This window comes from Paraburkholderia fungorum (assembly GCF_046027605.1).
Classification (GTDB): domain Bacteria; phylum Pseudomonadota; class Gammaproteobacteria; order Burkholderiales; family Burkholderiaceae; genus Paraburkholderia; species Paraburkholderia fungorum_F.
The window spans coordinates 95,886-118,497 of the sequence record NZ_JAQQEF010000023.1 but is presented as its reverse complement, the minus strand read 5'-3'; the positions used below and the strand labels follow the sequence as shown (position 1 = coordinate 118,497).

Sequence of the window (22,612 nt, the reverse complement as noted above, 5' to 3'; positions counted from 1 at the left end):
GGCCACTACCGTGACTGTGCGGGGGACCCGCTTAAGAATTAGCGGTTTGAGCCGCTTTCTTTTGCCTACTTTTCTTTGCGGCCGGCAAAGAAAAGTAGGTGCCTGCCCCGCACAGGGGCGACGCTAATAGACCAATAAGAAATCAAGGAAAGGCCAACGCCGTAGGTATACAACCCAAAAGCACCCCGCAGGCAAACAGATCAAGGAAAGACCAACCCCGTAGGCAAACAGATAACAAGCGCCCCGCAAGCAGAAAAACCAAGAAAAGCCCACCGCCGCAGGCATACAGAAACAACCGCGCCGCAGGCAAAAAAAAACCAGGCAAAGCCCAACACCAGCGCCGCAGGCACCCATTCTGAGTTACAGATCAACAGCCTCCCCCGACAACAAAGACTGCCGCAACGCCACGCCGATCCGCGTGGCCTCAAGCGCATCAACCAGCGACGCCGCCGCATGCCCGCCAGCGCCAGCAGCGTCCCCCTGCACATTGGCAACAAACCCCCTCGCCTCACACAAAAACGCATCCTCGAACCGATCAAAAAAACTCGCCGTACATTCATTGCGAATCCCACCGGCATCATAAATTTCGACGCGATTCGCGCGCGGATTATGCCCAATAGCAACCGCACCCGCCGTACCAATCACCTCGCTATGCGTGTCATTTCCATGCGCCTGCGTGCGCGACGCATAGAACATTGCGAGCTTCCCATCTTCGAACTCGCAAATCGCCACGCCATTATCAACGTCGCCAAATTCCCGCAAACCTTCGTGCAACGCGACCGCCCCCGCGGCGAACACGCGTTTGGCCCGCGGCCTGCCAAGCAGCCAGCGCGCGACATCGATGTCATGCACGGTGCAGTCCAGAAAAATCCCGCCGGAGGTCGCCGCGAAACGCACGAAAAAGCCATCGTCATCGTTCTTATCCGTGGTCTGCGAACGCACAAGGAACGGCCGCCCAATCGCGCCCGCCTGGATCCTGTCGAACGCATCCCGATAACTCGGATCGAAACGCCGCATGAAACCGATGGTCGCCTGCAGATGCGGATAGCGCGCGGCTTCGGCCACGACGCGCTCGCACTCGGCAAGCTCCAGCGACAACGGCTTTTCACAGAACACATGTTTGCCGGCGCGCAACGCATCGATAATCTGTTGCGCGTGCAACGACGACGGCGTGACAAGCCACACCGCGTCCACTTCGGGATCGGCAAGCAGGTCCGCATAGTCGTCGTATAGACGAGGCTCAGGCAACGTGTCTCGTGCCCACGCGCGCTCCTCTTCCAGCGGACTACAAGCGGCCACGAGCGACGCCCCCGGCACGCGATACGCCAGATTCTCCGCGTGCCGCTTGCCCAACCGCCCCAAGCCGACCACGCCCACCCGAAGCCGCCCCGCCGACGCCTTCATCACGATGCCTCGCCGAGCTTTACCGCGCGACCCTCGCGCCACGAGCGCGTCGCCGCTTCGGCAAGTTCGAGCGCTTTCAGGCCGTCCGCGACAGTAGTACGCACCGGCTTGCCACGCGTGATGGCGTCGAAGAAATGCGCAATTTCCAGTGCATAAGCCGCACGATAGCGTTCGAGGAAAAACGCCTCGGGCACGTCGCTCGAGACTTCGGTTTTCGAATACGCAGTGACCTCGGTGGGACGCACATTACCGGCCTGCAGCATACCGGCGCTGCCGAGCACTTCGAACCGCTGATCGTAACCATAGGCCGCGCGCCGCGCGGTGTTGATCTGACACAGACGGCCCTGCTTCGTGCGGATCGTCACCGCGGTCGAATCGATATCGCCGGCTTCAGCAATCGCCGGGTCCGAAAGACAACTACCGGTAGCATGCAACGTGTCGGCTTCGTCGTCGAGAATCCAGCGGAAGATGTCGAAATCGTGAATCAGCATGTCCTTGAAAATGCCGCCCGAGTGCTTGATGTACTCGACAGGCGGCGCACCCGGATCGCGGCTCGTCACCACCAGCATTTCCGGCGTGCCGATTTCGCCCGCATCGATGCGCGCTTTCAAGGCGGAAAAAGTCGGGTCGAAACGGCGCTGAAAGCCGATCATGCAGACCACGCCCGCACGCCCGACCGCCTCCGCACAGGCACGCGCGCGCTCCAGAGTCAGGTCCACCGGTTTCTCACAGAACACATGCTTCTTCTGCGCGGCCGATTTCGTGATCAGATCCGCGTGCGTGTCCGTGCTCGAACAGATCACCGTCGCGCCGATCGACGCATCGCCCATCGCGCCGTCGATATCCGCGACCTGCGCGCCGTGCTCGGCGGCGAGTGCCGCAGCCGCCTCGCGATTCACATCGACCACATATTTGAGCCGCACGCCGGCCTGGCGCGCCAGATTGGCCGCATGAATCTTGCCGATACGCCCTGCGCCGAATACCGCCACGTCGATCGTCTTTACAGCCTCAGTCATCGTATCCTCCAGTGTCTTTGGATTCTTCAACGTTCAGTTCGAGCTTGTACGCGAGCGCGATGAACAACGCCTGGCACAAACAGATCGTGCTGGTCAGCGAGCGGAACGCAAACGCGCTGCCCTCTTTCACATACAGTTGCGTGGTGGCATAACGCGATAGCGGAGAAAGTTGGCTATCCGTAATAACCAACGTCTTCGCCTGAAGATGATGCGCGACGCGCAGGCAATACTGCGTCTCCTTGCCGTACGGCGCGAAGCTGATCGCGATCACCACGTCGCCCTTCTTCACGCTGCGAATCTGTTCGCGGTACATGCCGCCGAAACCGGACACCAGATGCACGCGCTTTGGCGTGTGCTGCAACGCGTAGACGATATAGCTCGCCACCGGAAACGAGCGCCGCACGCCAATCACGTAGATGTTGTCCGCCTGCTGAAGCATCTTCACGGCAGCGTCGAACTGCTTGTCGTCGAGACCTGCTTCAAGTTCTTCAAGTCCGCCCCGTGAGGCCGCTATGAATTCGCGCGCAACCGAACCGCCGGATAACGCGCCGGGCTTCTCGTCGATCAGCTTGCGAATCCGCTGCTGATAACTCGGCGAGGACGTGCCCTGCCCGGTATACGCCTGACGAAACACCGCCTGGAGATCGGAGAATCCGGAAAACCCGAAGCGCTGCGCAAAACGCACCACCGCGGACGGATGCACGCCGCAGCTCGCGGCGATATCGCTGGTGCGATCCACCATCACGCTCGAGCGATGCTGCTCGAGATAAGTCGCGACATTCTTCAATTGACGGGGCAGCGCCTCGTAATTTTCCGCGATGCGTTGCATCAATTCCTCGACGCTCGGCAAGTCTTCGGTGCTCTCTTCCGCCATGGCTCTCTCTTCGTTGCTTTATTGCAGTGCGCAAGACGCTTTCAACGCGCGACGCACCGCTTCCTGACGCTGCGGATTATAGGCAGCCGCCCCATCAAATGGAATGTATTTTCCATTTTTATTTTTCATGAAATTTTCATTGCAACGCTTGGGAAGTTGGCCTAATCTTGGTCGTGAGCGATGGTGCATCGGCTGATCCATGCCGCAGCGCGTACAACCGGAAGGCCGCCTGCCAGACGCTCCCTTCAATAACGACAGACCGAGAAAGGTGGAGACAATGAGACTTTGCAAGGGCAAGGCTACGCTCAGGATTCTGGTGACGGCATTGACGTTGGCGACGGGATTCGGTGCGGCGTCGGCCGCCCGCGCGGCTGACGCTCACTTCGTGCTGATCAGCCACGCGCCGGATTCGGATTCGTGGTGGAACACCATCAAGAACGCCATCAAACAGGCCGACGAAGATTTCAACGTCGAGACCGACTACCGTAATCCGCCGAACGGCGACATCGCCGACATGGCGCGTCTGATCGAACAGGCGGCCGCCCGCAACTACGACGGCGTGATCGTCTCGATCGCCGACTTCGACGTACTCAAGAGTGCGATCTCCAAGGTCACCGAGAAACACATCCCGCTCGTCACGATCAATTCCGGCACCGAGGCGCAAAGCGCGCAGCTTGGCGCGATCATGCACGTCGGTCAGCCTGAATACACCGCGGGCAAGGCGGCGGGCGAAAAAGCGAAGGCAGCGGGCATCAAGTCGTTCCTGTGCGTGAACCATTACGCAACCAACCCGGCTTCGTTCGAACGCTGCCGAGGCTTTGCCGAAGCGATCGGCGTCGACTTCAAGTCCTCCACGCTCGACGCCGGCCAGGACCCGACCGGTGTGCAATCGAAAGTGAGCGCGTATCTGCGCAATCATCCGAACACCCAGGCGGTGCTGACGCTCGGTCCGCTGTCGGCCGCGCCGACGATCAAGGCGCTGCAGCAGATGGGCCTGGCCGGCAAGGTCTGGTTCGCGACCTTCGATTTCGACAATGACATCGCGAAGGGCATCCAGGACGGCACGATCCAGTTCGCGATCGACCAGCAACCCTACCTGCAAGGCTATATCCCGGTCGCCGTACTGGCCATCGTGAAAAAGGAACACACCACCGATCCGGCCAAGATCCGCCAGATCCTCGAAGCGAACCCGAAGTTCAAGCAACGCCTCGCCACTTACGGCCTGGCGCCCGCCTATGGGCCGCGCAATATCGGTTCCGGCCCAGGCTTCATCACCAAGGCCAATATCGACAAGGTGGTCAAGTACGCCGGGCAGTATCGCTAACGCATTTCGCTGGAAGTGCGGACCCGGGACAATCGTTCCGGCAGGTATGAAGAAAGTGGACGCGGCCGGCCCCAGCTGGCCTCGCCGCCCCACGCCTGGGTTCACCACGTTTTACGTGCATCACGCGCCATGCGGTCAGATTGCAATCCACTCTCGACTGCCACCCCGGGCGCATCAAGGAGAGCTTCAATGGGCGTAGCCAACCCCTTCCATTTCCATCCCCGCAAGCAGCCCCCTTCCGCCACCGGAACGGCGTCGACGCCCAACGGTGCGCCCGCATCGGCCACCGGCGCCGCGGGGTCCGCGGGGTCCGATGAGCGTGTGCGCCAGGAATCGTGGTTCCGGCATCTGCTGAACCGTCCGGAATTCGCCGCGCTCGCCGGCACCGTCATGGTGTTCCTCGTGTTCGGGATTGCGGCCGGCAACTCCGGCATGTTCAACCTCGACGGCGTGATGAACTGGTCGCAAGTGGCCGCGTATCTCGGCCTGATCGCTGTCGGTGCGTGTCTCCTGATGATTGCCGGCGAATTCGATCTGTCGATCGGCTCGATGATCGGCTTCTCGGGCATGATGGTCGCGCTGCCCACCATGTACTTCCATTGGCCGATTGCGTTGTCGATCCTGTTTGCTTTCGCCGGTTCGATGCTGCTCGGCGCACTCAACGGTTATCTGGTGATGCGCACGCGGCTGCCGTCGTTTATCGTGACGCTCGCGTTCCTGTTCATCCTGCGTGGGCTCACCCTGGCCCTGTCGGTCATGTTCGCCGACCGCACCATCATCTCCGGCGTGGGCGACGTCGCCGCTCACGACTGGCTCGCCCACACCCTGTTCCAGGGTGTCGCGTTCAAGGGCCTGTTCATCTGGCTCGGCCAGATCGGTGTCGTGAAACTGCTCGACAACGGCAATCCGCTCGTGCCGGGCATTCCGAAAGTCCTGCTCTGGTGGTTCGCGCTTGCCGCAGTCTGCGCGTTCACGCTGGCCAAGACCCGCTTCGGCAACTGGATTTTCGCGGTCGGCGGCGACGCCAACGCGGCCAAAAACGTCGGCGTGCCGGTGCGGCGCGTGAAGATCTCGCTGTTCGTGCTGACCGCGTTTTGCGCGTGTCTGTTCGCCGTGCTGCAAGTGTGCGACATCGGTTCGGCAGCGGCCGACCGTGGACTGCAGGCGGAATTCGAAGCCATCATCGCGGCGGTGATTGGCGGCACGCTGCTGACCGGCGGCTACGGCTCGGTGATCGGCGCCTGCTTCGGCGCGCTGATCTTCGGCGTAGTGCAGATCGGCATCACCTATACAAATGTCGACTCCGACTGGTTCCGCGTATTCCTCGGCGTGATGCTGCTGATCGCCGTGCTGTTCAATCACTACGTGCGCCGCCGCGTCGCGCAGTCGTAACGAGGAGACGACCATGTCCGAGACGAATACCGTGAACACTGCGAGTACTGCGAGCGCGAGCGCGCCGCAGGACAACGTGATCCTCGCGCTCGAAGACGTCAGCAAATACTTCGGCCAGGTCATCGCGCTGAGCGGCGTGACCTTGCGCCTGAAACGCGGTGAAGTGCATTGCCTGCTCGGCGACAACGGCGCGGGCAAATCGACGCTGATCAAAACGCTGGCCGGTGTGCATCAACCCTCTTCCGGCCAGTATCTGGTCGACGGCAAACCCGTGCTGTTCGAGTCGCCGAAAGACGCGCTCGATCTGGGCATCGCCACGGTCTATCAGGATCTGGCGCTGGTGCCGTTGCTTTCGGTCGCGCGCAATTTCTTCATGGGCCGTGAGCCGCAAAAGAAACTGTTCGGCTTTCTGAACGTGATGGACCTCGAAACCAGCGCGACCACCGCGCGCGACAAGCTTGCGGAGATGGGCATCAATGTACGCGACCCGCATCAACCGATCGGTACCATGTCCGGTGGCGAGAAGCAATGTCTGGCGATTGCGCGGGCAATTCACTTCGGCGCGCGCGTGCTGATTCTCGATGAACCGACCGCCGCGCTCGGCGTCAAGCAGAGCTTCAACGTGCTGAAGCTGATTCACACGGCGCGCGCGAAAGGCATCTCGGTGATCTTCATCACGCACAACGTGCATCACGCATATCCGATCGGCGATTCGTTCACGCTGCTCAATCGCGGCAAATCGCTCGGCACGTTCACCAAGGACACCATCAGCAAGGATGAAGTGCTCGACATGATGGCCGGCGGCGCCGAAATGCAGAAGATGATCGGCGAACTCGAAGGCACGACGATCTGATTCATTCGCGCGGGTTGCCGGTGCTTGCTGCGCCTCACGACCGCGCTCAGCTATTCAGGAATATTCATGGATCATTCCAGCACATCGAGCGGGACCGGGATCGTGAACGCGGACAGGAACCAAGACGCAAACGGCCTTGACCCCGCGTCCGCGTCAGCGGCCACGGCCAGCCGTTTTGCGCCGGACCGCAACCGCGACATCATCTGTCTTGGCCGGCTCGCCGTCGATCTGTACGCGCAGCAGGTCGGCGCGCGGCTCGAAGACGTGTCGAGCTTCGCGAAATATCTCGGCGGGTCGTCGGCGAATATCGCGTTCGGTTGCGCGCGGCTCGGGCTGCAATCGGCGATGCTGGCGCGCGTCGGCAACGATCACATGGGCCGCTTTCTCACCGAGACCTTGACGAAGGAAGGCTGCGACGTCAGTCATGTATGTATCGATCAGGAGCGCCTCACCGCGCTCGTTCTACTCGGTCTGAAAGATCGCGATACGTTTCCACTGATCTTCTATCGTGAGAACTGCGCGGATATGGCGGTGGATGAGGCGGATTTCGACGAGGCGTACATCACTTCGTCTAAAGCGCTGCTGATTACCGGCACGCATTTTTCGACTGAGCAGGTGAACCGCACCAGCCGCCGCGCGCTGGATTACGCCCGGCGCAACAACGTGCGCACCGTGCTCGATATCGATTATCGCCCTGTGTTGTGGGGTCTCACGGGCAAAGCGGACGGCGAAACCCGCTTCGTTGCGAGCGAAGGCGTGAGCGCGCACTTGCAGCGCATTCTGCCTTTGTTCGACCTGGTGATCGGCACCGAGGAAGAATTCCGCATCGCCGGCGGCAAGAGCGAACTCGTCGACGCACTCGCGACGGTGCGCGCCGTGACACCGGCCACGCTGGTTCTGAAGCGCGGGCCGATGGGCTGCCAGATCATCGACGGCAAGGTTCCTGCAACGCTTGACGATTTGCCGATTCATGGCGGCGTGGAAGTTGAAGTGCTCAACGTGCTCGGCGCGGGCGACGCATTCGCGTCCGGCTTTCTCTCCGGATGGTTGCGCGACCAACCACTCGAAGCCTGCGCGCGCGCGGCGAATGCCAGCGGCGCGCTGGTGGTATCGCGCCACGGTTGCGCGCCCGCCATGCCGACGCCCGCCGAACTCGACTACTTCCTGCGCGAGGCCAAAGCCGATCCGCAACGCATGCGCCGCCCCGACCGGGATGCGACGCTGGCACGCCTGCATCGAGTCTCGCCTGCCCGCAAACCATGGGACGAAGTACTCGGCTTCGCGTTCGACCACCGCAACCAGTTCTTCGAACTCGCCCAGCAGACCGGTGCCGACGAAGCGCGCATCGTGCAGCTGAAGGGCCTGTTCGTGCAAGCCGTCGCGCGGACGGAGTCCGCGTTGGAATTGCAAGGCCGCATCGGCATATTGAGCGACGACCGCTACGGTCAGGACGCATTGAACGCCGCCACCGGCCGCGGCTGGTGGATCGGCAGGCCGGTTGAACTGCCCGGGTCCGTGCCGCTCGTGTTCGACCACGGCCGCTCGATCGGCACCGCGCTGATCGCGTGGCCGCAGGAACACATTGCCAAGTGCCTGGTGCAATTCCATCCCGACGAACCGGTCGAACAACGCCTCGAACAGGAAGCACAACTGCGCGCGCTTTACGACGCGACGCAAGCGAGCGGCCACGAATTGCTACTCGAAGTGATTCCGCCGAAGCACGCACATCTGCCGCAAGCACCGGACATCGTCTATCGTGCGTTGAAGCGGCTGTACAACATCGGCATCTATCCGGAATGGTGGAAGCTCGAACCCATGGACGCCGCGCAATGGCAAGCCATCGACGCGCTGATCGCCGAGCGCGATCCGTATTGCCGGGGCGTGGTGCTGCTCGGTTTGTCGGCGGCTGTCGAGCAATTGGACGAGGGCTTTCGCGCGGCGGCACAATCGGCAACGTGCCGCGGCTTCACCGTGGGCCGCACGATTTTTCACGAACCGAGCCATGCATGGCTCGCGGGAGAAATCGGCGACGACGAACTGATCGCGCGCGTGCGCCGCACCTTCGAAACGCTGATCGCATCATGGCGTGCGGCGCGCGGAGCGACCCACGCGCCGCTTGGCACGGCGCGCCATGCACATCAGGAGCAGGCGGCATGAACGAGCGCATATTGCATCACGATGCGGCATCCGCCAACGACGCCATCCAGACACCCACGCTCTCGGGCGGCACCCTCCGTCTGACAACAGCCCAGGCGCTGGTACGCTATCTCGCCGCGCAACGTGTCACGAGCGAAGACGGCACCGGCACCGAGCCGCTCTTCGGTGGCGTGTTTGCGATCTTCGGCCACGGCAATGTGGCAGGCATGGGCGAAGCGTTGTATCAGCATCGCGAAGCATTGCCCACCCTGCGCGCCCATAACGAACAGGCGATGGCGCACAGCGCGATCGCCTACGCCAAAGCGCATTTTCGCCGTCGTATGATGGCCGTCACGACGTCGATCGGACCCGGGGCGACCAATCTGATCACGGCAGCCGCGCTCGCGCATGTGAATCGTCTGCCCGTGCTGCTGTTACCCGGCGACGTGTTCATCTCGCGCGCACCCGATCCGGTGTTGCAGCAGCTGGAAGATTTTCATGACGGCGGCGTCTCCGCCAACGATGCGTTCAAGCCCGTGTCGCGCTACTTCGACCGCATCGTGCATCCGGCGCAGTTGCTCAATGCGTTGCCGCGCGCCTTGCGTGTGCTCACCGACGCCGCCTTGTGCGGTCCCGTCACGCTCGCGTTGCCCCAGGACGTGCAGGCGCAGGCATGGGATTTCCCGGCTGATTTTTTTGCGCCGCGCGTCGTCACGTTTCACTCCCCTGCACCCCGTGCGGAAGAGATCGACGCGGCGGTCGCCCGCCTGCGCCGCGCCAGGCGGCCGCTGATCGTCGCGGGCGGCGGCGTGCTCTATGGCCGCGCGACCGAGGCGCTGCATCGCTTCGCCGCCGCGCACGGCGTTCCGGTGGCGGAAACGCAGGCGGGCAAGGGTTCGCTCGCGTGGAACGATCCGTTGAACACCGGTGCGTTGGGCGTGACCGGCTCGCCTGCCGCCAATGCGCTCGCACACGACGCGGACTGCGTGCTCGCAATCGGCACGCGCTTGCAGGACTTCACCACCGGTTCGAACACCTTGTTCACGCAGGCCGACGTGATCGGCATCAATGCGAATCCCTTCGACGGCCTCAAGCATCGCGCGCTGGTGCTCGAAGCCGACGCACGTCTTGCGCTGGATGCGCTCGCCGAACCTCTGCAAGGCTGGCACGCGGACCGCACATGGACCGCGCGCGCGCACAAACTGGCCACGAGCTGGCGCGATACCGTGGGCACGCTCACGCATGCGCCGCAACGCGACACCGTGCTGCCGTATGAAGGCGACGTAATCGGCGCGGTGCAGCGTTCGAGCGCGCGCTCCACGATGGACGACATTGTCGTGTGCGCCGCGGGAACCTTGCCGGCCGAATTGCACAAGCTATGGCGCGCCGGCAAACCGGGGGCGTACCACGTCGAATACGGCTACTCGTGCATGGGCTACGAAATCGCCGGCGGCCTCGGCGTGAAGCTCGCGCGGCCCGCACGTGAAGTGATCGTGATGCTCGGCGACGGCAGCTATCTGATGATGAACAGCGAGATCGCGACCTCGGTGATGCTCGGCGCGAAGCTGATTGTGGTCGTGCTCGACAATCGCGGCTACGGCTGTATCAACCGCTTGCAGCAGGCCTGCGGTGGCGCGCCGTTCAACAACCTGCTCGACGACTGCATGCAGGGCCCGCTCGGCGCACCTGGAATCGACTTCGCCGCGCATGCGCGCGCGCTCGGCGCGCAGGCCGAACACGTCGCGAACATCGCTGAACTTGAAAACGCGCTGCAACGCGCGCGTGCCGCCGATCGCACCTATGTGATCAGTATCGACACCGACCCCGCCCGCACTACTGATGACGGCGGCTGGTGGTGGGAAGTCGCCGTGCCCGAGGTATCGGCGCGCGACACTGTGCGTGCCGCACGTTCGCAATACGACGCTCAACTTGCCGCACGCGCCACGCCCGCCGATCCTGGCGAACGGCCCGGCCACATCGACACCGAATGAGGACGCCCGCATGACTGCTTTCGACGTACGTATCGGCATCAATCCCTTATCGTGGATGAACGACGACCTGCCTTCGCTCGGCGGCGAAACGCCGCTCGACGTCGCGTTGAGCGAAGGACGCCAGATCGGCTACCAGGGGTTCGAGCTCGGCAACAAGTTTCCGCGCGAACCGCAGGCATTGAAAACGTTGCTTGCCGAATACGATCTGGCCTTGGTGTCCGGCTGGTACTCCGGCCGGCTCGCGCGACGCAGCGTGGCGGAGGAAATCGCCTCGGTCGGCCCGCACCTCGAGCTGCTTGCGCAGAACGGCGCGACGGTGATGGTCTATGGGGAAGTCGCCGATTCGATCCAGGGCGCACCGCAGCCGCTGTATCAACGGCCGCGTTTTTTCAGCGACGCGCATTGGACTGCATACGCGGCACGCGTCGACGAATTCGCGCGCTATACACTGAGCCGCGGCGTACGGCTCGCGTACCACCATCACATGGGCGCGTATGTCGAAACGCCGGCTGACGTCGACCAGTTGATGTCGCGCACGAGCGACGCCGTCGGCCTGCTATTCGATGCGGGGCACATCACGTTTGCCGGCGGCGATCCGCTCGCGGTACTCGACAGGCACATCGGCCGCGTATGCCATGTGCACTGCAAGGACGTTCGACCCGCGGTGATGAAGCTGGCACGCAATCGCAACTGGAGTTTTCTCGACGCCGTGATCAACGGCGCATTCACGGTACCGGGCGATGGCGCGGTGAACTTTGCCGCGCTCATCGATCGATTGAAGCGGCATGGTTATCGCGGCTGGCTGGTGGTGGAAGCGGAACAGGACCCGGTGGTGGCGCCGTCGTACGCGTATGCGGAGAAGGGCTTTCGGACCTTGCGAGCGCTGGCCGATGCGCCGCTCGACGCGGGTGACAAGACTGAGCAGGAGGCGGCATGAGTTTATTGGTGAAGGCGCAGCGCGAGGGCCAGACAATCGTGCGGGTGACGCCGGAGTCGGCGTGCTGGCGGTATGTGGGGTTTGCTGCATACCGGCTGGGCGCGGATGAAGTCGTGCATGTTTTCGAGCCGTCCCGTGAGGTGTGTATCGTGGTGCTGATGGGCGCGGTGGATATTGAAACGGCGGATGCCAAATGGAGTTCGCTGGGTTCACGCGATAGCGTGTTCGAGGATTCCGCGCCGTATGCGGTGTATTTGCCGCCTGGCGTGCGGGCGACGGTTCGCGCCTGTCGCGATGCGGAGGTTGGCGTGGCGAGTGCGCCTGGCAAGGGAGCGTATCCGGCGAGGTTGATCGAACCTTCCACGATGAAGCGCTCCACGCGCGGCAAGGGACTGAATACACGATACGTATGCGACATTCTTCCGCAGACTGAGCTTGCGGAGTCTTTGCTGGTTGTTGAGGTTCGGACGCCTGGTGGGCATGCGTCCAGTTATCCGCCGCATAAGCACGATACGGATAATGTGCCTCGTGAGAGTTCACTCGAAGAGACTTACTATCATCGGCTCGATCCGCCGCAAGGGTTTGCTTTTCAGCGGGTGTATACGGACATGCGTGATATCGATCAGTCGATGGCGGTTGAGAATCACGATGTCGTGATGGTGCCGCGTGGGTATCATCCGGTTGTTGTTCCCTACGGGTATGAGTCTTATTATTTGAATGTGATGGCAGGAGGACAGCGCGTGTGGCATTTTCGCAATGATCCTGCGCATGAGTGGATTATTAATAAGGATAGTTGAAGGTTTTTTCCTGCGGAGCGGTTTGTTTGTCTGTGCTTTTATGCCGTCGGCCTTTTCTTGAGATCGTTGCCTGCGCGGCGCTTGTTGGCTGGTTGCCTACGGCGGTGGGCTTTTGTTGAGCTTGTTTGCCTGCTCGGCGTTTGTTGGTCTGTGTTTTTATGGCGTTGGCCTTTCCTTGATTTGTTATTGGATTATTAGCGTTGCCCCTGTGCGGGGCGGCACCTACTTTTCTTTGCCTGCCGCAAAGAAAAGTAGGCAAAAGAAAGCGGCTCACACCGCTAGCTCATAAGCGGGTCCCCCGCACAGTCACGGTAGTGGTGCATCTGGAATCCGCGCCCTCGCACATTCGGCGCGAGTGACAAAGCCGTCATACCTCCCGCCTCGCACTACGTGCTCGCCGGAAAGGTTCATCAGAAACATTGAGCGTCGCTTGGGCGCGTTGGGAACCATCGGCTTCGCCTCGGCAAAATGCCCTGACAATACCGAGAGAAAGCCACAGACAGAGACCCAGATAGAGGCAGAGACAGAGGCGGCGGTCGAGGTAGAGGTAGAGGTAGAGGTAGAGGTAGAGATGCATATACGCGATACACGCTTAGCCACGGCGCCAAATGAAGTGTGAGTTCGAGAACGCATCGGGCGGTTTCAAGCAATGCGCTTCGGCGCGCCCGGGGGGGGCCGGAAGAATGATGGCTTTGTGAAGAGATGCAGATGACTGACACGAGTCCCGAGCGAAGCCGCCGCTCTTCCTGATTTCCCGTTCCGGCGAGCACCAGTGCGAGGCGGGAGGTATGACGGCTTTGTCACTCAGGCCGAATGTGCGAGGGCACGGATTCCAGATGCACCACTACCGCGACTGTGCGGGGGACCCGCTTATGAGCTGGCGGTGTGAGCCGCTTTCTTTTGCCTATCTTTTCTTTGCGGCCGGCAAAGAAAAGTAGGTGCCGCCCCGCACAGGGGCAACGCTAATAATCCAATAACAAATCAAGGAAAGGCCAACGCCATAAAAACACAAACAAGCGCCACGCGGGCAACAAGCTCAAGAAAAGCCCACCGCCGTAGGCAACCAGCAACAAGCGCCGCACAGGCAAAAAACCCGACTATTTCCTAGCCCCAACATCCACCTCCAACCCTCCATCCTCCCCCATCCTGACAGTCCCTTTGGCAACATCCCTCCGATACCCATAAAGATCAAACCTCATCACCCCAGGATTAGAACTATCCTTAATAAAAGTCCTGGCATTCGTGACCAACGAATTAAACATCTTCACATCACCAGATTCGATCCAAACAAAACTCTTCCCAGCGCCGACAGGCGCCCTAGCAACTGCAACATCACTATCCCGCTTGAACTTCAACACCAATCCTTCGTCAGTCACAGTGGCACTCGCCAGCCGCCCCTGCAAAACCGGCGGCGGAAACACAGTGTACTGATCGAACACCAGTTCGTTACCCTTCAACGCAACACCCTTGCGCGTAAAAGGCGTCAACGACGCCAACGGAATATCCAGCGCCCGCAATAACCCCGCCTGCGGCACACCCAGCACCCTCACCAAGGTCGGCTCATAAACAAGATGCCGCTCATCCTTCGCCACGATCGTGCCGCCCATCGTCGTCGGCAACCACACGCCTGGAAAGTGATTCCACAACTTGATGCCGCCCGTCACTTCCAACTTGCCGTCCACCGGCTTCAACTGCAAATCGTTCAGCGAACGCGGCTCGTAATCGAGCAGATAATCATTGAACAACGCCGCCATCGCCGGCCACGGCTCGATCACCTCGCCGCCAATGATGCGAATGTCGTACTGATCGGGATCGTCGAGATCGACCGGTTGACCCGGCTTCTTCGCCACCATCTGCGCATCGAGCGAACGCACATGAAAGCCGATCCGGCCCGCTACGTAGAAGTCGACATTCTCAACGTGAATCAACGGCGCAGCGCCCAGCGAATGCCGCTCGTCGCTAAGCGCGGAGCCCGGGGCCGCCATGCTCTGACCGGAAAACGCCGCGCGCGTGCCGACCGGAATCGCGCGCGCAACCGATGCAGTCCGCAACGTCTGCGGCACGTGTTGCCACACGAGACGCGCCTGCGCGAGCGACGCCTGCTGCGCGCGGATCAAGCTGTCGTTAAAGCGCGCGCTCGCACTGCCCGTCTGCGTCGGTGCATCCTTCGCAGCGCTGGCCAGCGTCGTATATGACGGTAGATGGACGTCCAGTGCACCGGCCGCGTCGAAGGTAAAGTAGCCGGCCGCCATCTGGTCGCGGTAGTGGTACAGGTCGAGCACGAACGGCGCGTTCGTATCGAGCGGTGTCAGCGCCATGTCGATGTTCATCGGCATCGAACGCATGAACTTTACGTCGCCGCCCTGCACCAGCATGCCGCGCGGCGGCATCGTCGCGGGCCAGTCGATCTTCTGGATCGTGCGGTCGTCAAGCGTGAAGCGCACTCCTGCCGCACTGGTGCCGATCCGCGTGATCGTCATGCGTAACGCGGGCGGCGGTGTGAGTTTGGCCACCTGCATCACGACGTCGTCGCCGTCCAGACGCGCAATCGGCGTGTCCACTTTCAACAGGTCGGCCATCTTCACGTGCGCGGCCTGCATCAGCTTGTCGGCGCCGACGCCGGCCACCTCGACGTGCTCGGCGTGGAATACGAGGTCGTCGGCGTTGCGCATCGACAGTGATCCAACCAGCACGATCGGCACCCACGTGTCGCGATGCATCTCGCCCGTGATGCGCAGCGTGCCGCCGTCTTGCGGCACGACACGCATGTTGCGCAGCGGCGAGCCCTGGTACTGGAACAGATAGAGGTTGAAAATCGCCGTGAGTTTGGCGCTGTCGAGCGTGACCTCGCCGCGGTGAACGTTGATCGTCACGCTGGTTGGATCGTCGAACACGATCGGCTGGCCGGCGCGCGCCGGAGTCAGCGTCGCCGCCATGTCGTGAATCATGAAGCCGATGTCGCCTGTCACCCGAAAGTCGACATCGCGCGCGAACATCAACGAACCGTCGATGCCGGAGTCGCGCAGCGTCAGCGGACGGCTGCGCGTCTCGGTCATGCCGCTCGCGGATGGGACACGTAGAGCGACGCTCTGTTCGGCAGCGAGTTGTTTGGCTTTAGCAACTTCCAGCGAGGGACGTGGTTGAGAGGCTGGTTGGTCGGCGGTGAGTCCCCCATCCGGTTGCGATTTCGCCGTCAGCGGACCATCGTCGCTGCTCGTGGCATTCGCAGCCGCACTGGTCTGTGTCGATGGTACTGAAGCCGCATCGCTCGTCGTGGAACTCGCGTCAGCGCATGCGGACATCAATAGCGCCGCCGTCAGCAGCGCGGCACCTGCGCCGCTACGCGCGCGCCACGTCTGCCCAAGCGGCGCGCGCGCCATTCGTAATGCCAACATCCTTTGAAGAAGCGGTCGCCGCAAAAGCAAGCGCTCAGTGCGCGCGTCGTCAGCCGATTTCTCGCTCGATGCGTCCGTCTGTTTCATGCTGTCTCCTCCTGAAGCCGAGGCGCGTCTTTCGCGCGTCCGGCACGGCATGGTCCGTCGCACATACGTCGGCTTTAAACACCTTGCCGCCGTGGCGCGCCTTTGACTCGATTGTCTTTATTTGTCAGCGCGCTGCCGACAAGATTTCTGGAGGACGCTCACCAAACGATCAAGCGTTTGAATCGCTACGGCGAGTCATTGGAAAGCCCTATGCGTCGGGCCTGTGTGGTCTACGTACAAACAGGATTCAAACGGCATCCCGCAAGCGATATGGACGCGCAACGAGGTGCGCTCGCACTTCACCCCGCGTGACGGGGCGCATCAGGACAGCAAAGTAGTCGCAAATTCGAATGCGGCACTGCAATACAACCGCCGCGAGACACCCTTCAAAAACGCTGGAGCAAAAAACCCAGGACGACATCAAAGAAGCAGCCGCTACGCCCAGCTAGGCCGCACTTCGGCTAACCCACGCCGAGCCATTCCTGCATGACGTCCGGCCGTTTCAGAAACGATGCAAGCGTGTCGTCGAAGACAATTTCTCCATGCCCCATCACCGCCACCCGACTAGCAATATCTTGCGCAATCACGAGCCGCTGTTCGATCAGCAGCATCGCCACGCCCCGGTCACGCAGCATCCGCAGACATTGCGCGACCTGCCCGATCACCTGGCCGGCGAGGCCCTCGCCGGGTTCGTCGATGACCAGCAGGTCGGGATCGCCGAGCAATGCCCGGGCAAGCGTCAGCATCTGCTGCTCGCCGCCGGATAGCGCGCCAGCGCGTGTGCGCCTTCTTTCGCGCAGGACAGGAAACAGTTCGTAGGCGTCGTCGAAGGCAAAGCGCGGAGTGCGGCCGCGAGACTGCGGCGCCACACCGAGTTGCAGATTCTCGTGGACGCTCAGCGTCGGAAAGACGTCGCGATGTTCCGGCACGTAACCGAGTCCCAGACGGGCGATCTCGAAGGTGCGCAGCCCGCTGAGCGCATGGCCGGCAAAACGCAACTCGCCCTCGCTGCGCACGAGGCCCATGATCGCGCGCGCCAGCGTCGAGCGTCCGGAGCCGTTGCGCCCAGCCAGTGCGACGACTTCTCCTGCACCGATCTGTAACGACACGCTATGCAAGGTCTGGCTTGCGCCGTACCACGCGTTCAATTGTCGAATGTCGAGCAACGCGGTCATGGGCGGAACTCGTCGCCGAGGTAAGCGGCGCGCACCGCCGCGTCCGCGCGAATCGCCGCCGGCGTACCGGTCGCGATGATGCGGCCTTGCACCAGCACCGAAATGCGATCGGCGATCGCAAACACGGCATCCATGTCGTGCTCGACCATCAGCAGCGTGCGGCCCGCGGTGGTCGAGCGAATCAGCTCGATGGCGCGCGCGGCTTCGGCGCGGTTCATGCCGGCGGTAGGTTCATCGAGCAGCAAGGTATGCGCGCCACCCGCGAGCGCGAGGCCGAGATCGAGCGCGCGCTGCTCGGCATAGCTCAGTGCGCCGGCCGGACTATGCCGGCGCGCACTCAGTCCCACTGCATCGAGTACCTGATCGGCGCGTGCATCGACCGTGCGTGAACCGCTGAAACGCTGCCACCAGCGCGTGCGATCGCGCTCGGCCAGCATGGCGGCACAGCGCAGGTTGTCGAACACGCTCAGGCGAGCGAACACACTGGTGGTCTGGAAACTGCGCGCGAGGCCACGGCGAGTGATCGCGGCCGGCGCGAGACGCGTGATCTCCGCACCGAACAGATCGATGCGCCCGGCGCTCGGACGCGCGCCACCGGCGATCAGATTGAAGAGCGTGGATTTGCCGGCGCCGTTCGGTCCGATCAACGCATGGCGCTCACCGGGCTCGATCGCCAGATCGACGCCGCGCAGAATCTGCGTGGCGCCAAAGCGTTTTTCGATGCCGTAGAGCGCGAGGGCCGGGATCATCGTGCGTCTCCGGTGAGCGGCGCAGCACTGGCGCGAACGGCAAGACGTGCTTGCGCGCGAAGCGCGTAGCGCGCCGCGAGTGCCCCCGTCACGGCCAGCATGAACACCGCGCCGCCGAGCCAAAGAGGCGACGAGGCCGTCGCCAGCGGCACGCCGATCACGTTGAAAGCCACGCCATCGTCAGCGCCGAATTGCACGGCATAGTCCCACTGCACCGCGAGCACGACGGCCAGCGTCCACAGCACCGCTGAGGCCACGCCCCATAGATAAGCCTTGCTGCACACGCGCCAGCCGTAATCAGAAAGGCGTGCCAAATGCCGTTGCGCGAAGCCCGCCAGTCCATCCGGCGAGGCCACCACGATCACGATGAAGAACAGCCCCAGATAGAACAGCCAAGCTCGCGTCACACTCGCCACCGCGACGCTGAAAAACGTCAGAACGATCGCGCCGGCGACCGGCCCGAAAAACGCCGCCGTACCGCCGATCACCGTCGCGATCAGCACGGCGCCCGAGCGCATCATGCCGACGCTTTCCGTCGATACCAGTTCGACATTGATCAACCCCAGGGTGCCTGCAATGCCCGCAAAAAACGCCGACATCACCACCACGCCATAGCGCACGCGCCGCGGATAGCAACCGATCGCCGCCGCGCGCGCCGGATTGTCGCGCACGGCGTTGGCGAGCCGCATGAACGGTGTGCGCGACAACGCGAACATCGCCACGCTCGCCAGCACGCACCACAGCGCGATCAGCGCATACGCTTCGCGTGCCGGGCCGAAACTCCAGCTTGCGAGCATCGGCCCGCTCGCGCGATCGATCGGCACGCCGGCCTCGCCGCCGAACCAGTCCGGCAGTGTCCACGCGGCCGCCGCGACGAGTTCACCGATACCGAGCGTGATCATCGCGAACGCCGTTCCGGCACGCCGCGTCGACACGAAACCGAACAGCACACCGCACAGTGCGCCGCCCAGGCCGCCGATCAACGGCAGCAGCACGAGCGGCACGCCGACGCGGTTGAACACTTGCGCCGCGATCAGCGCGCCGAGGCCGGAATAAGCGGCATGACCGAAAGACAGCAGCCCCGTTGCACCGAGCAGCAGGTTGTACGAGAGCGCGAAGACGATCATCGTCGCGCTCTGCGCGAGATAGGCGAGCAGCCAGCTTTGCGGCCAGACAAAGGGCGGCACGGCGAGGAACAGGACCAGCGCAAGCCACGGTGCGGCCCTGCGCGGCATCGAGCGGGACGTGGCAGCCGGCATCACGAACGTGCCGGGCGGCTCACGCATGATCGTCTCGCCGGCCGAACAGTCCACGCGGACGCAGCGCCAGCATCGCGACCAGCAGCAGATAGGGAATCAGCGGCGCGAGTTGCGCGAGCGTCAACGCGTCCCATTCGGCCGGCAGCGCGCCGCCGAATGCCCATGTGAGATCGCCCAGCGAGACGTCACTCGCCACCGCAAAGGTCTGCACGCAGCCGACGATCAATGACGCCGCCAGCGCCCCGCTCAACGAGCCCAGCCCGCCGATCACGACCACCACGAACACGATCGATCCCAGCGAATCCGCCATCGCCGGCTCGATCACGAAGAGCGGCGCGCCGATCACGCCGGCCAGCGCGGCGAGCGCCGTGCCTGCCGCGAACACGCCGGTGAACACGCGCGGCACGTTGTGGCCGAGCGCCTCGACAGCGCTCGCGTGCGTGAGCGCGGCGCGCACGATCAGCCCCGCCTTCGACACACGCAGCACCGCGTAGAGTACCGCCAGCATCGCCAGCGACACGGCCATCATGAAGGCCCGATAGCGTGCGAAGGCCGCGCCGTAGACGGTGAACAACGGCCCGTCGAGCACGGCCGGCACTGTCGCGCCAAGCGGACTCAAGCCCCAGCCGAGCTTGACCAGCTCGCCGAGCAGATACGCGGCGCCGAACGTCAGCAACAATTCGGGCAGGTGACCGTGCACCCGCACGCGGCGCAGCAGCCAGCGCTCCAGCGCCGCGCCGAGCAAACCGACAACGAGCGGTGCGATCACCAGCGCACTCCAGAAACCCGCATGCGCCGCCACCGAAAAACCGACGTACGCGCCGAGCATATAGAAGCTCGCGTGCGCGAAATTCAGCACGCCGAGCATGCTGAAAATCAGCGTCAAACCTGCCGACAGCATGAACAACAGCAGGCCGTAACTAACGCCGTTGAGCAGATTGATGACGAACGACTGCACGCGCCTAGTCCGCCTGCACCGCGACGGTTAGCGGCTCCAGCGCCGCGCGCAATTCAGCGGGCAAGGTCACCGGACGACGCGTGAGACGATCCACATACACGTGCACGAAATGGCCTTGCGCCGCGGGTTGATCTTCGCCTTCCTTGAAGAGGCCCACCTGGTAACGCACGCTCGAGGTGCCGAGCCGCACCACCCGCAAGCCCGCTTCGACCCGCTCGGGAAACACCAGCGGCGCGAAGTAATTGCATTGCGTCTCGACCACGAGGCCGATCGTCGCGCCGTGCTCGAAATCGAGGACACCGGCGCGGATCAGATACTCGTTCACCACCGTGTCGAAGTAACTGTAATAGACGACGTTGTTGACGTGACCGTAGACGTCGTTGTCCATCCAGCGCGTGGAGATAGGCAGGAAATGCGGGTAGGCGCTGCGCGGGGCGGCTGTGGGTTTGTTCATCGTGATGGGGTGTAGTGGATGGCCAAACTCATTGGCGTAACGCATTGCGGTGACGCATTGGCGTAACTCAGTGGCGTAACTTACTGCCCCGGCTTTTCGACGAATTCGAACGGCAATCCGCGCCGCCGCATCCATTCGCCGAGCGCCTGCCCGGTGCCCGCGCGCCATGGCCGCAGTTTGGCCGGCTCGACCAGCCGGTATTCGAGCAATTCCGGCGACAGCGCCACCGTGCCATAAGCCTTCACGTGATACGCGATGATCAGCTCGTTCTTGCGGATGAATTCGTACACGCCGATCAACTCGATGGTCTCCGCGTGCAGCGAGGTTTCTTCGAGCACCTCGCGGGCAATGCCCTCTTCCGGCGTCTCGCCGTTCTCAAGGAAGCCGGTGATCAGCGCGAACATGCCTTCCGGCCATGCGGCGTTGCGCGCGAGCAGGATCTTGCCCTCGTACTCGACGATCGCGGCCACCACCGGCAACGGATTGTTCCAGTGGACGTAGCCGCATTCCTGGTCGGGGCAGATCTGGCGGATGCGGCCGCCTTCGTGTTCGGCATCGGCGCGCTCGATCAAAGGCGTGGCGCAGCGCGGACAAAATTGGTATTCGGTCATGGCGAGGGGAGCGTCTCTTATGTTTTAGTCGTGCAGTTGATGCGGTTTCACGCCGTGCACAGCTCGCGCACTTGCGCGGCGAAACGCTCGACGGTTTCCGGCTGCGTGTCCCAGGCGCACATCAGACGGCAACCGCCCGCGCCGATGAACTCGTAGAACTTCCAGCCGCGCGCGCGCATCGCCTTGGCAGCCTGCGGAGGCAATTGCGCAAAGACCGCGTTCGATTCTCTCGGAAACATGATGCTCACGCCGGGAATTTCCCGCAACCGCGTTTGCAGCAAGTCGGCCATTGCATTGGCATGACGCGCGTTGCGCAGCCAGACGTCGTTGTCCAGCAGACCGAGCCACGGCGCGGAGATGAAGCGCATTTTCGAGGCGAGTTGGCCGGCCTGCTTCAGGCGGTAGGCGAAATCGTCGGCGAGCGAGCGGTCGAAGAACACCACCGCTTCGCCGACCGGCAAACCGTTCTTGGTGCCGCCGAAGCACAACACGTCGACGCCCGCGCGCCACGTGATCTCGGACGGATGCACGTCGAGCGCCGCGACCGCGTTCGCAAACCGCGCGCCGTCCATGTGCACCTTCAGATGACGCCGTTTGGCGATCGCCGCGATCGCGCGTACTTCTTCAACGGTGTAGACGGTGCCCACTTCCGTCGATTGGGTCAGCGTGACCACTTTCGGCTTCGGGTAGTGAATATCGGCGCGGCGCGTGACGACCGCTTCGATGGCATCGGGCGTGAGCTTGCCGCCGATGCCTGGCGCCGTCAGCAGCTTCGAGCCACCGGAGAAGAATTCAGGGCCGCCGCATTCATCGGTTTCGATGTGCGCGAGTTCATGGCAGATCACTGAGTGATACGACTGGCACAGCGACGCCAGCGCCAGCGAATTGGCGGCCGTGCCGTTGAACACAAAAAACACTTCGCAGTCGGTCTGGAACAGGTCCCGCAGACGGTCACAGACCTGGTTGGTCCAGGAATCGTCGCCGTAGGCCGGTTCGTGGCCGCTGTTGTTGGCGGCGATCAACGCTTCGAGCGCTTCGGGACAAATGCCGGCGTAGTTGTCGGACGCGAAATGTTGCATGGAGGGGGGCGCGGCCGGCGACGGGCGCGCTGAGATGACGGAAAGCGGTCATTTTAGTGCGCCGGCGGGTTATTTGTTTTTCGGTTTGCGGCAATGAGGGGCTGTCAGTTCCGCGCGAGCA

General features: G+C 62.8%; 19 protein-coding genes. 7 read left to right on the top strand and 12 right to left on the bottom strand.

The window, feature by feature from the left end; translation table 11 throughout:
• Positions 1 to 360: 360 nt before the first annotated feature.
• Genes PQR53_RS29745 through PQR53_RS29735 form a run of 3 tightly spaced genes read right to left on the bottom strand, consistent with a single transcriptional unit; the run spans position 361 to position 3,294 of the window.
• Positions 361 to 1,404 (bottom strand): Gfo/Idh/MocA family oxidoreductase, encoded by a 1,044-nt coding sequence (locus PQR53_RS29745; protein WP_408462141.1) that lies wholly within the window; start codon positions 1,402 to 1,404, stop codon positions 361 to 363.
• Positions 1,404 to 2,420 (bottom strand): inositol 2-dehydrogenase, encoded by a 1,017-nt coding sequence (gene iolG, locus PQR53_RS29740; RefSeq protein WP_408462120.1) that lies wholly within the window; start codon positions 2,418 to 2,420, stop codon positions 1,404 to 1,406. The genes PQR53_RS29745 and iolG overlap by 1 nt, the downstream gene beginning before the upstream one ends.
• Positions 2,413 to 3,294 carry a MurR/RpiR family transcriptional regulator gene (locus PQR53_RS29735; protein WP_179733229.1) on the bottom strand — a complete coding sequence of 294 codons (882 nt, stop codon included), beginning with the start codon at positions 3,292 to 3,294 and terminating at the stop codon, positions 2,413 to 2,415. The genes iolG and PQR53_RS29735 overlap by 8 nt, the downstream gene beginning before the upstream one ends.
• A gap of 277 nt (positions 3,295 to 3,571) precedes the next feature.
• On the opposite strand from PQR53_RS29735, the gene PQR53_RS29730 reads away from it, so the two are divergent.
• The 7 genes from PQR53_RS29730 (at position 3,572) to iolB (ending at position 12,724) form a co-directional block, all read left to right on the top strand.
• Entirely contained in the window at positions 3,572 to 4,618 is a 1,047-nt protein-coding gene (locus PQR53_RS29730; protein WP_323046696.1) for a sugar ABC transporter substrate-binding protein, read from the top strand.
• Positions 4,619 to 4,807: 189 nt separating this feature from the next.
• Positions 4,808 to 6,010: an ABC transporter permease gene (locus tag PQR53_RS29725; RefSeq protein ID WP_408462116.1), complete on the top strand. Its 1,203-nt coding sequence runs from the start codon at positions 4,808 to 4,810 to the stop codon at positions 6,008 to 6,010.
• Between the two features lie 13 nt (positions 6,011 to 6,023).
• The gene (locus PQR53_RS29720) at positions 6,024 to 6,863 is read left to right on the top strand and encodes an ATP-binding cassette domain-containing protein (protein ID WP_408462113.1); all 840 of its coding nucleotides are present in this window, start codon (positions 6,024 to 6,026) and stop codon (positions 6,861 to 6,863) included.
• A 66-nt stretch (positions 6,864 to 6,929) separates the two neighbouring features.
• Positions 6,930 to 9,020: a bifunctional 5-dehydro-2-deoxygluconokinase/5-dehydro-2-deoxyphosphogluconate aldolase gene (locus PQR53_RS29715; RefSeq protein ID WP_408462110.1), complete on the top strand. Its 2,091-nt coding sequence runs from the start codon at positions 6,930 to 6,932 to the stop codon at positions 9,018 to 9,020.
• Complete coding sequence (gene iolD / locus PQR53_RS29710) at positions 9,017 to 10,990, top strand: 3D-(3,5/4)-trihydroxycyclohexane-1,2-dione acylhydrolase (decyclizing) (protein WP_408462107.1); 1,974 nt, start codon at positions 9,017 to 9,019, stop codon at positions 10,988 to 10,990. The genes PQR53_RS29715 and iolD overlap by 4 nt, the downstream gene beginning before the upstream one ends.
• Before the next feature lie 10 nt (positions 10,991 to 11,000).
• Positions 11,001 to 11,927, top strand: coding sequence for a myo-inosose-2 dehydratase (iolE, locus tag PQR53_RS29705; protein ID WP_408462104.1), 927 nt, complete (start codon positions 11,001 to 11,003; stop codon positions 11,925 to 11,927).
• The gene (gene iolB / locus PQR53_RS29700; protein WP_408462101.1) at positions 11,924 to 12,724 is read left to right on the top strand and encodes a 5-deoxy-glucuronate isomerase; all 801 of its coding nucleotides are present in this window, start codon (positions 11,924 to 11,926) and stop codon (positions 12,722 to 12,724) included. Before iolE ends, iolB begins: the two co-directional genes overlap by 4 nt.
• On the opposite strand, the gene PQR53_RS29695 is transcribed toward iolB, so the two are convergent.
• From PQR53_RS29695 to PQR53_RS29655, 9 genes are all read right to left on the bottom strand, one after another.
• The gene (locus PQR53_RS29695; protein ID WP_408462098.1) at positions 12,708 to 12,998 is read right to left on the bottom strand and encodes a hypothetical protein; all 291 of its coding nucleotides are present in this window, start codon (positions 12,996 to 12,998) and stop codon (positions 12,708 to 12,710) included. The genes iolB and PQR53_RS29695 overlap by 17 nt on opposite strands.
• An 823-nt stretch (positions 12,999 to 13,821) precedes the next feature.
• Positions 13,822 to 16,104, bottom strand: a complete 2,283-nt coding sequence (locus tag PQR53_RS29690) for a hypothetical protein (RefSeq protein WP_408462138.1) — start codon at positions 16,102 to 16,104, stop codon at positions 13,822 to 13,824.
• A 563-nt stretch (positions 16,105 to 16,667) separates the two neighbouring features.
• Entirely contained in the window at positions 16,668 to 17,381 is a 714-nt protein-coding gene (locus tag PQR53_RS29685; RefSeq protein WP_408462095.1) for an ABC transporter ATP-binding protein, read from the bottom strand.
• Positions 17,378 to 18,130, bottom strand: coding sequence for an ABC transporter ATP-binding protein (locus PQR53_RS29680; protein WP_408462092.1), 753 nt, complete (start codon positions 18,128 to 18,130; stop codon positions 17,378 to 17,380). The genes PQR53_RS29685 and PQR53_RS29680 overlap by 4 nt, the downstream gene beginning before the upstream one ends.
• The gene (locus tag PQR53_RS29675; protein ID WP_408462089.1) at positions 18,127 to 19,416 is read right to left on the bottom strand and encodes a branched-chain amino acid ABC transporter permease; all 1,290 of its coding nucleotides are present in this window, start codon (positions 19,414 to 19,416) and stop codon (positions 18,127 to 18,129) included. Before PQR53_RS29675 ends, PQR53_RS29680 begins: the two co-directional genes overlap by 4 nt.
• Positions 19,409 to 20,347: a branched-chain amino acid ABC transporter permease gene (locus tag PQR53_RS29670; RefSeq protein WP_408462086.1), complete on the bottom strand. Its 939-nt coding sequence runs from the start codon at positions 20,345 to 20,347 to the stop codon at positions 19,409 to 19,411. The genes PQR53_RS29675 and PQR53_RS29670 overlap by 8 nt, the downstream gene beginning before the upstream one ends.
• A 4-nt stretch (positions 20,348 to 20,351) precedes the next feature.
• Entirely contained in the window at positions 20,352 to 20,801 is a 450-nt protein-coding gene (locus tag PQR53_RS29665) for an acyl-CoA thioesterase (protein ID WP_408462083.1), read from the bottom strand.
• 80 nt (positions 20,802 to 20,881) lie between these two features.
• Entirely contained in the window at positions 20,882 to 21,412 is a 531-nt protein-coding gene (locus PQR53_RS29660; protein ID WP_408462080.1) for an NUDIX domain-containing protein, read from the bottom strand.
• A gap of 47 nt (positions 21,413 to 21,459) precedes the next feature.
• Positions 21,460 to 22,491, bottom strand: coding sequence for a threonine aldolase family protein (locus PQR53_RS29655; protein WP_408462077.1), 1,032 nt, complete (start codon positions 22,489 to 22,491; stop codon positions 21,460 to 21,462).
• Positions 22,492 to 22,612 lie beyond the last annotated feature (121 nt).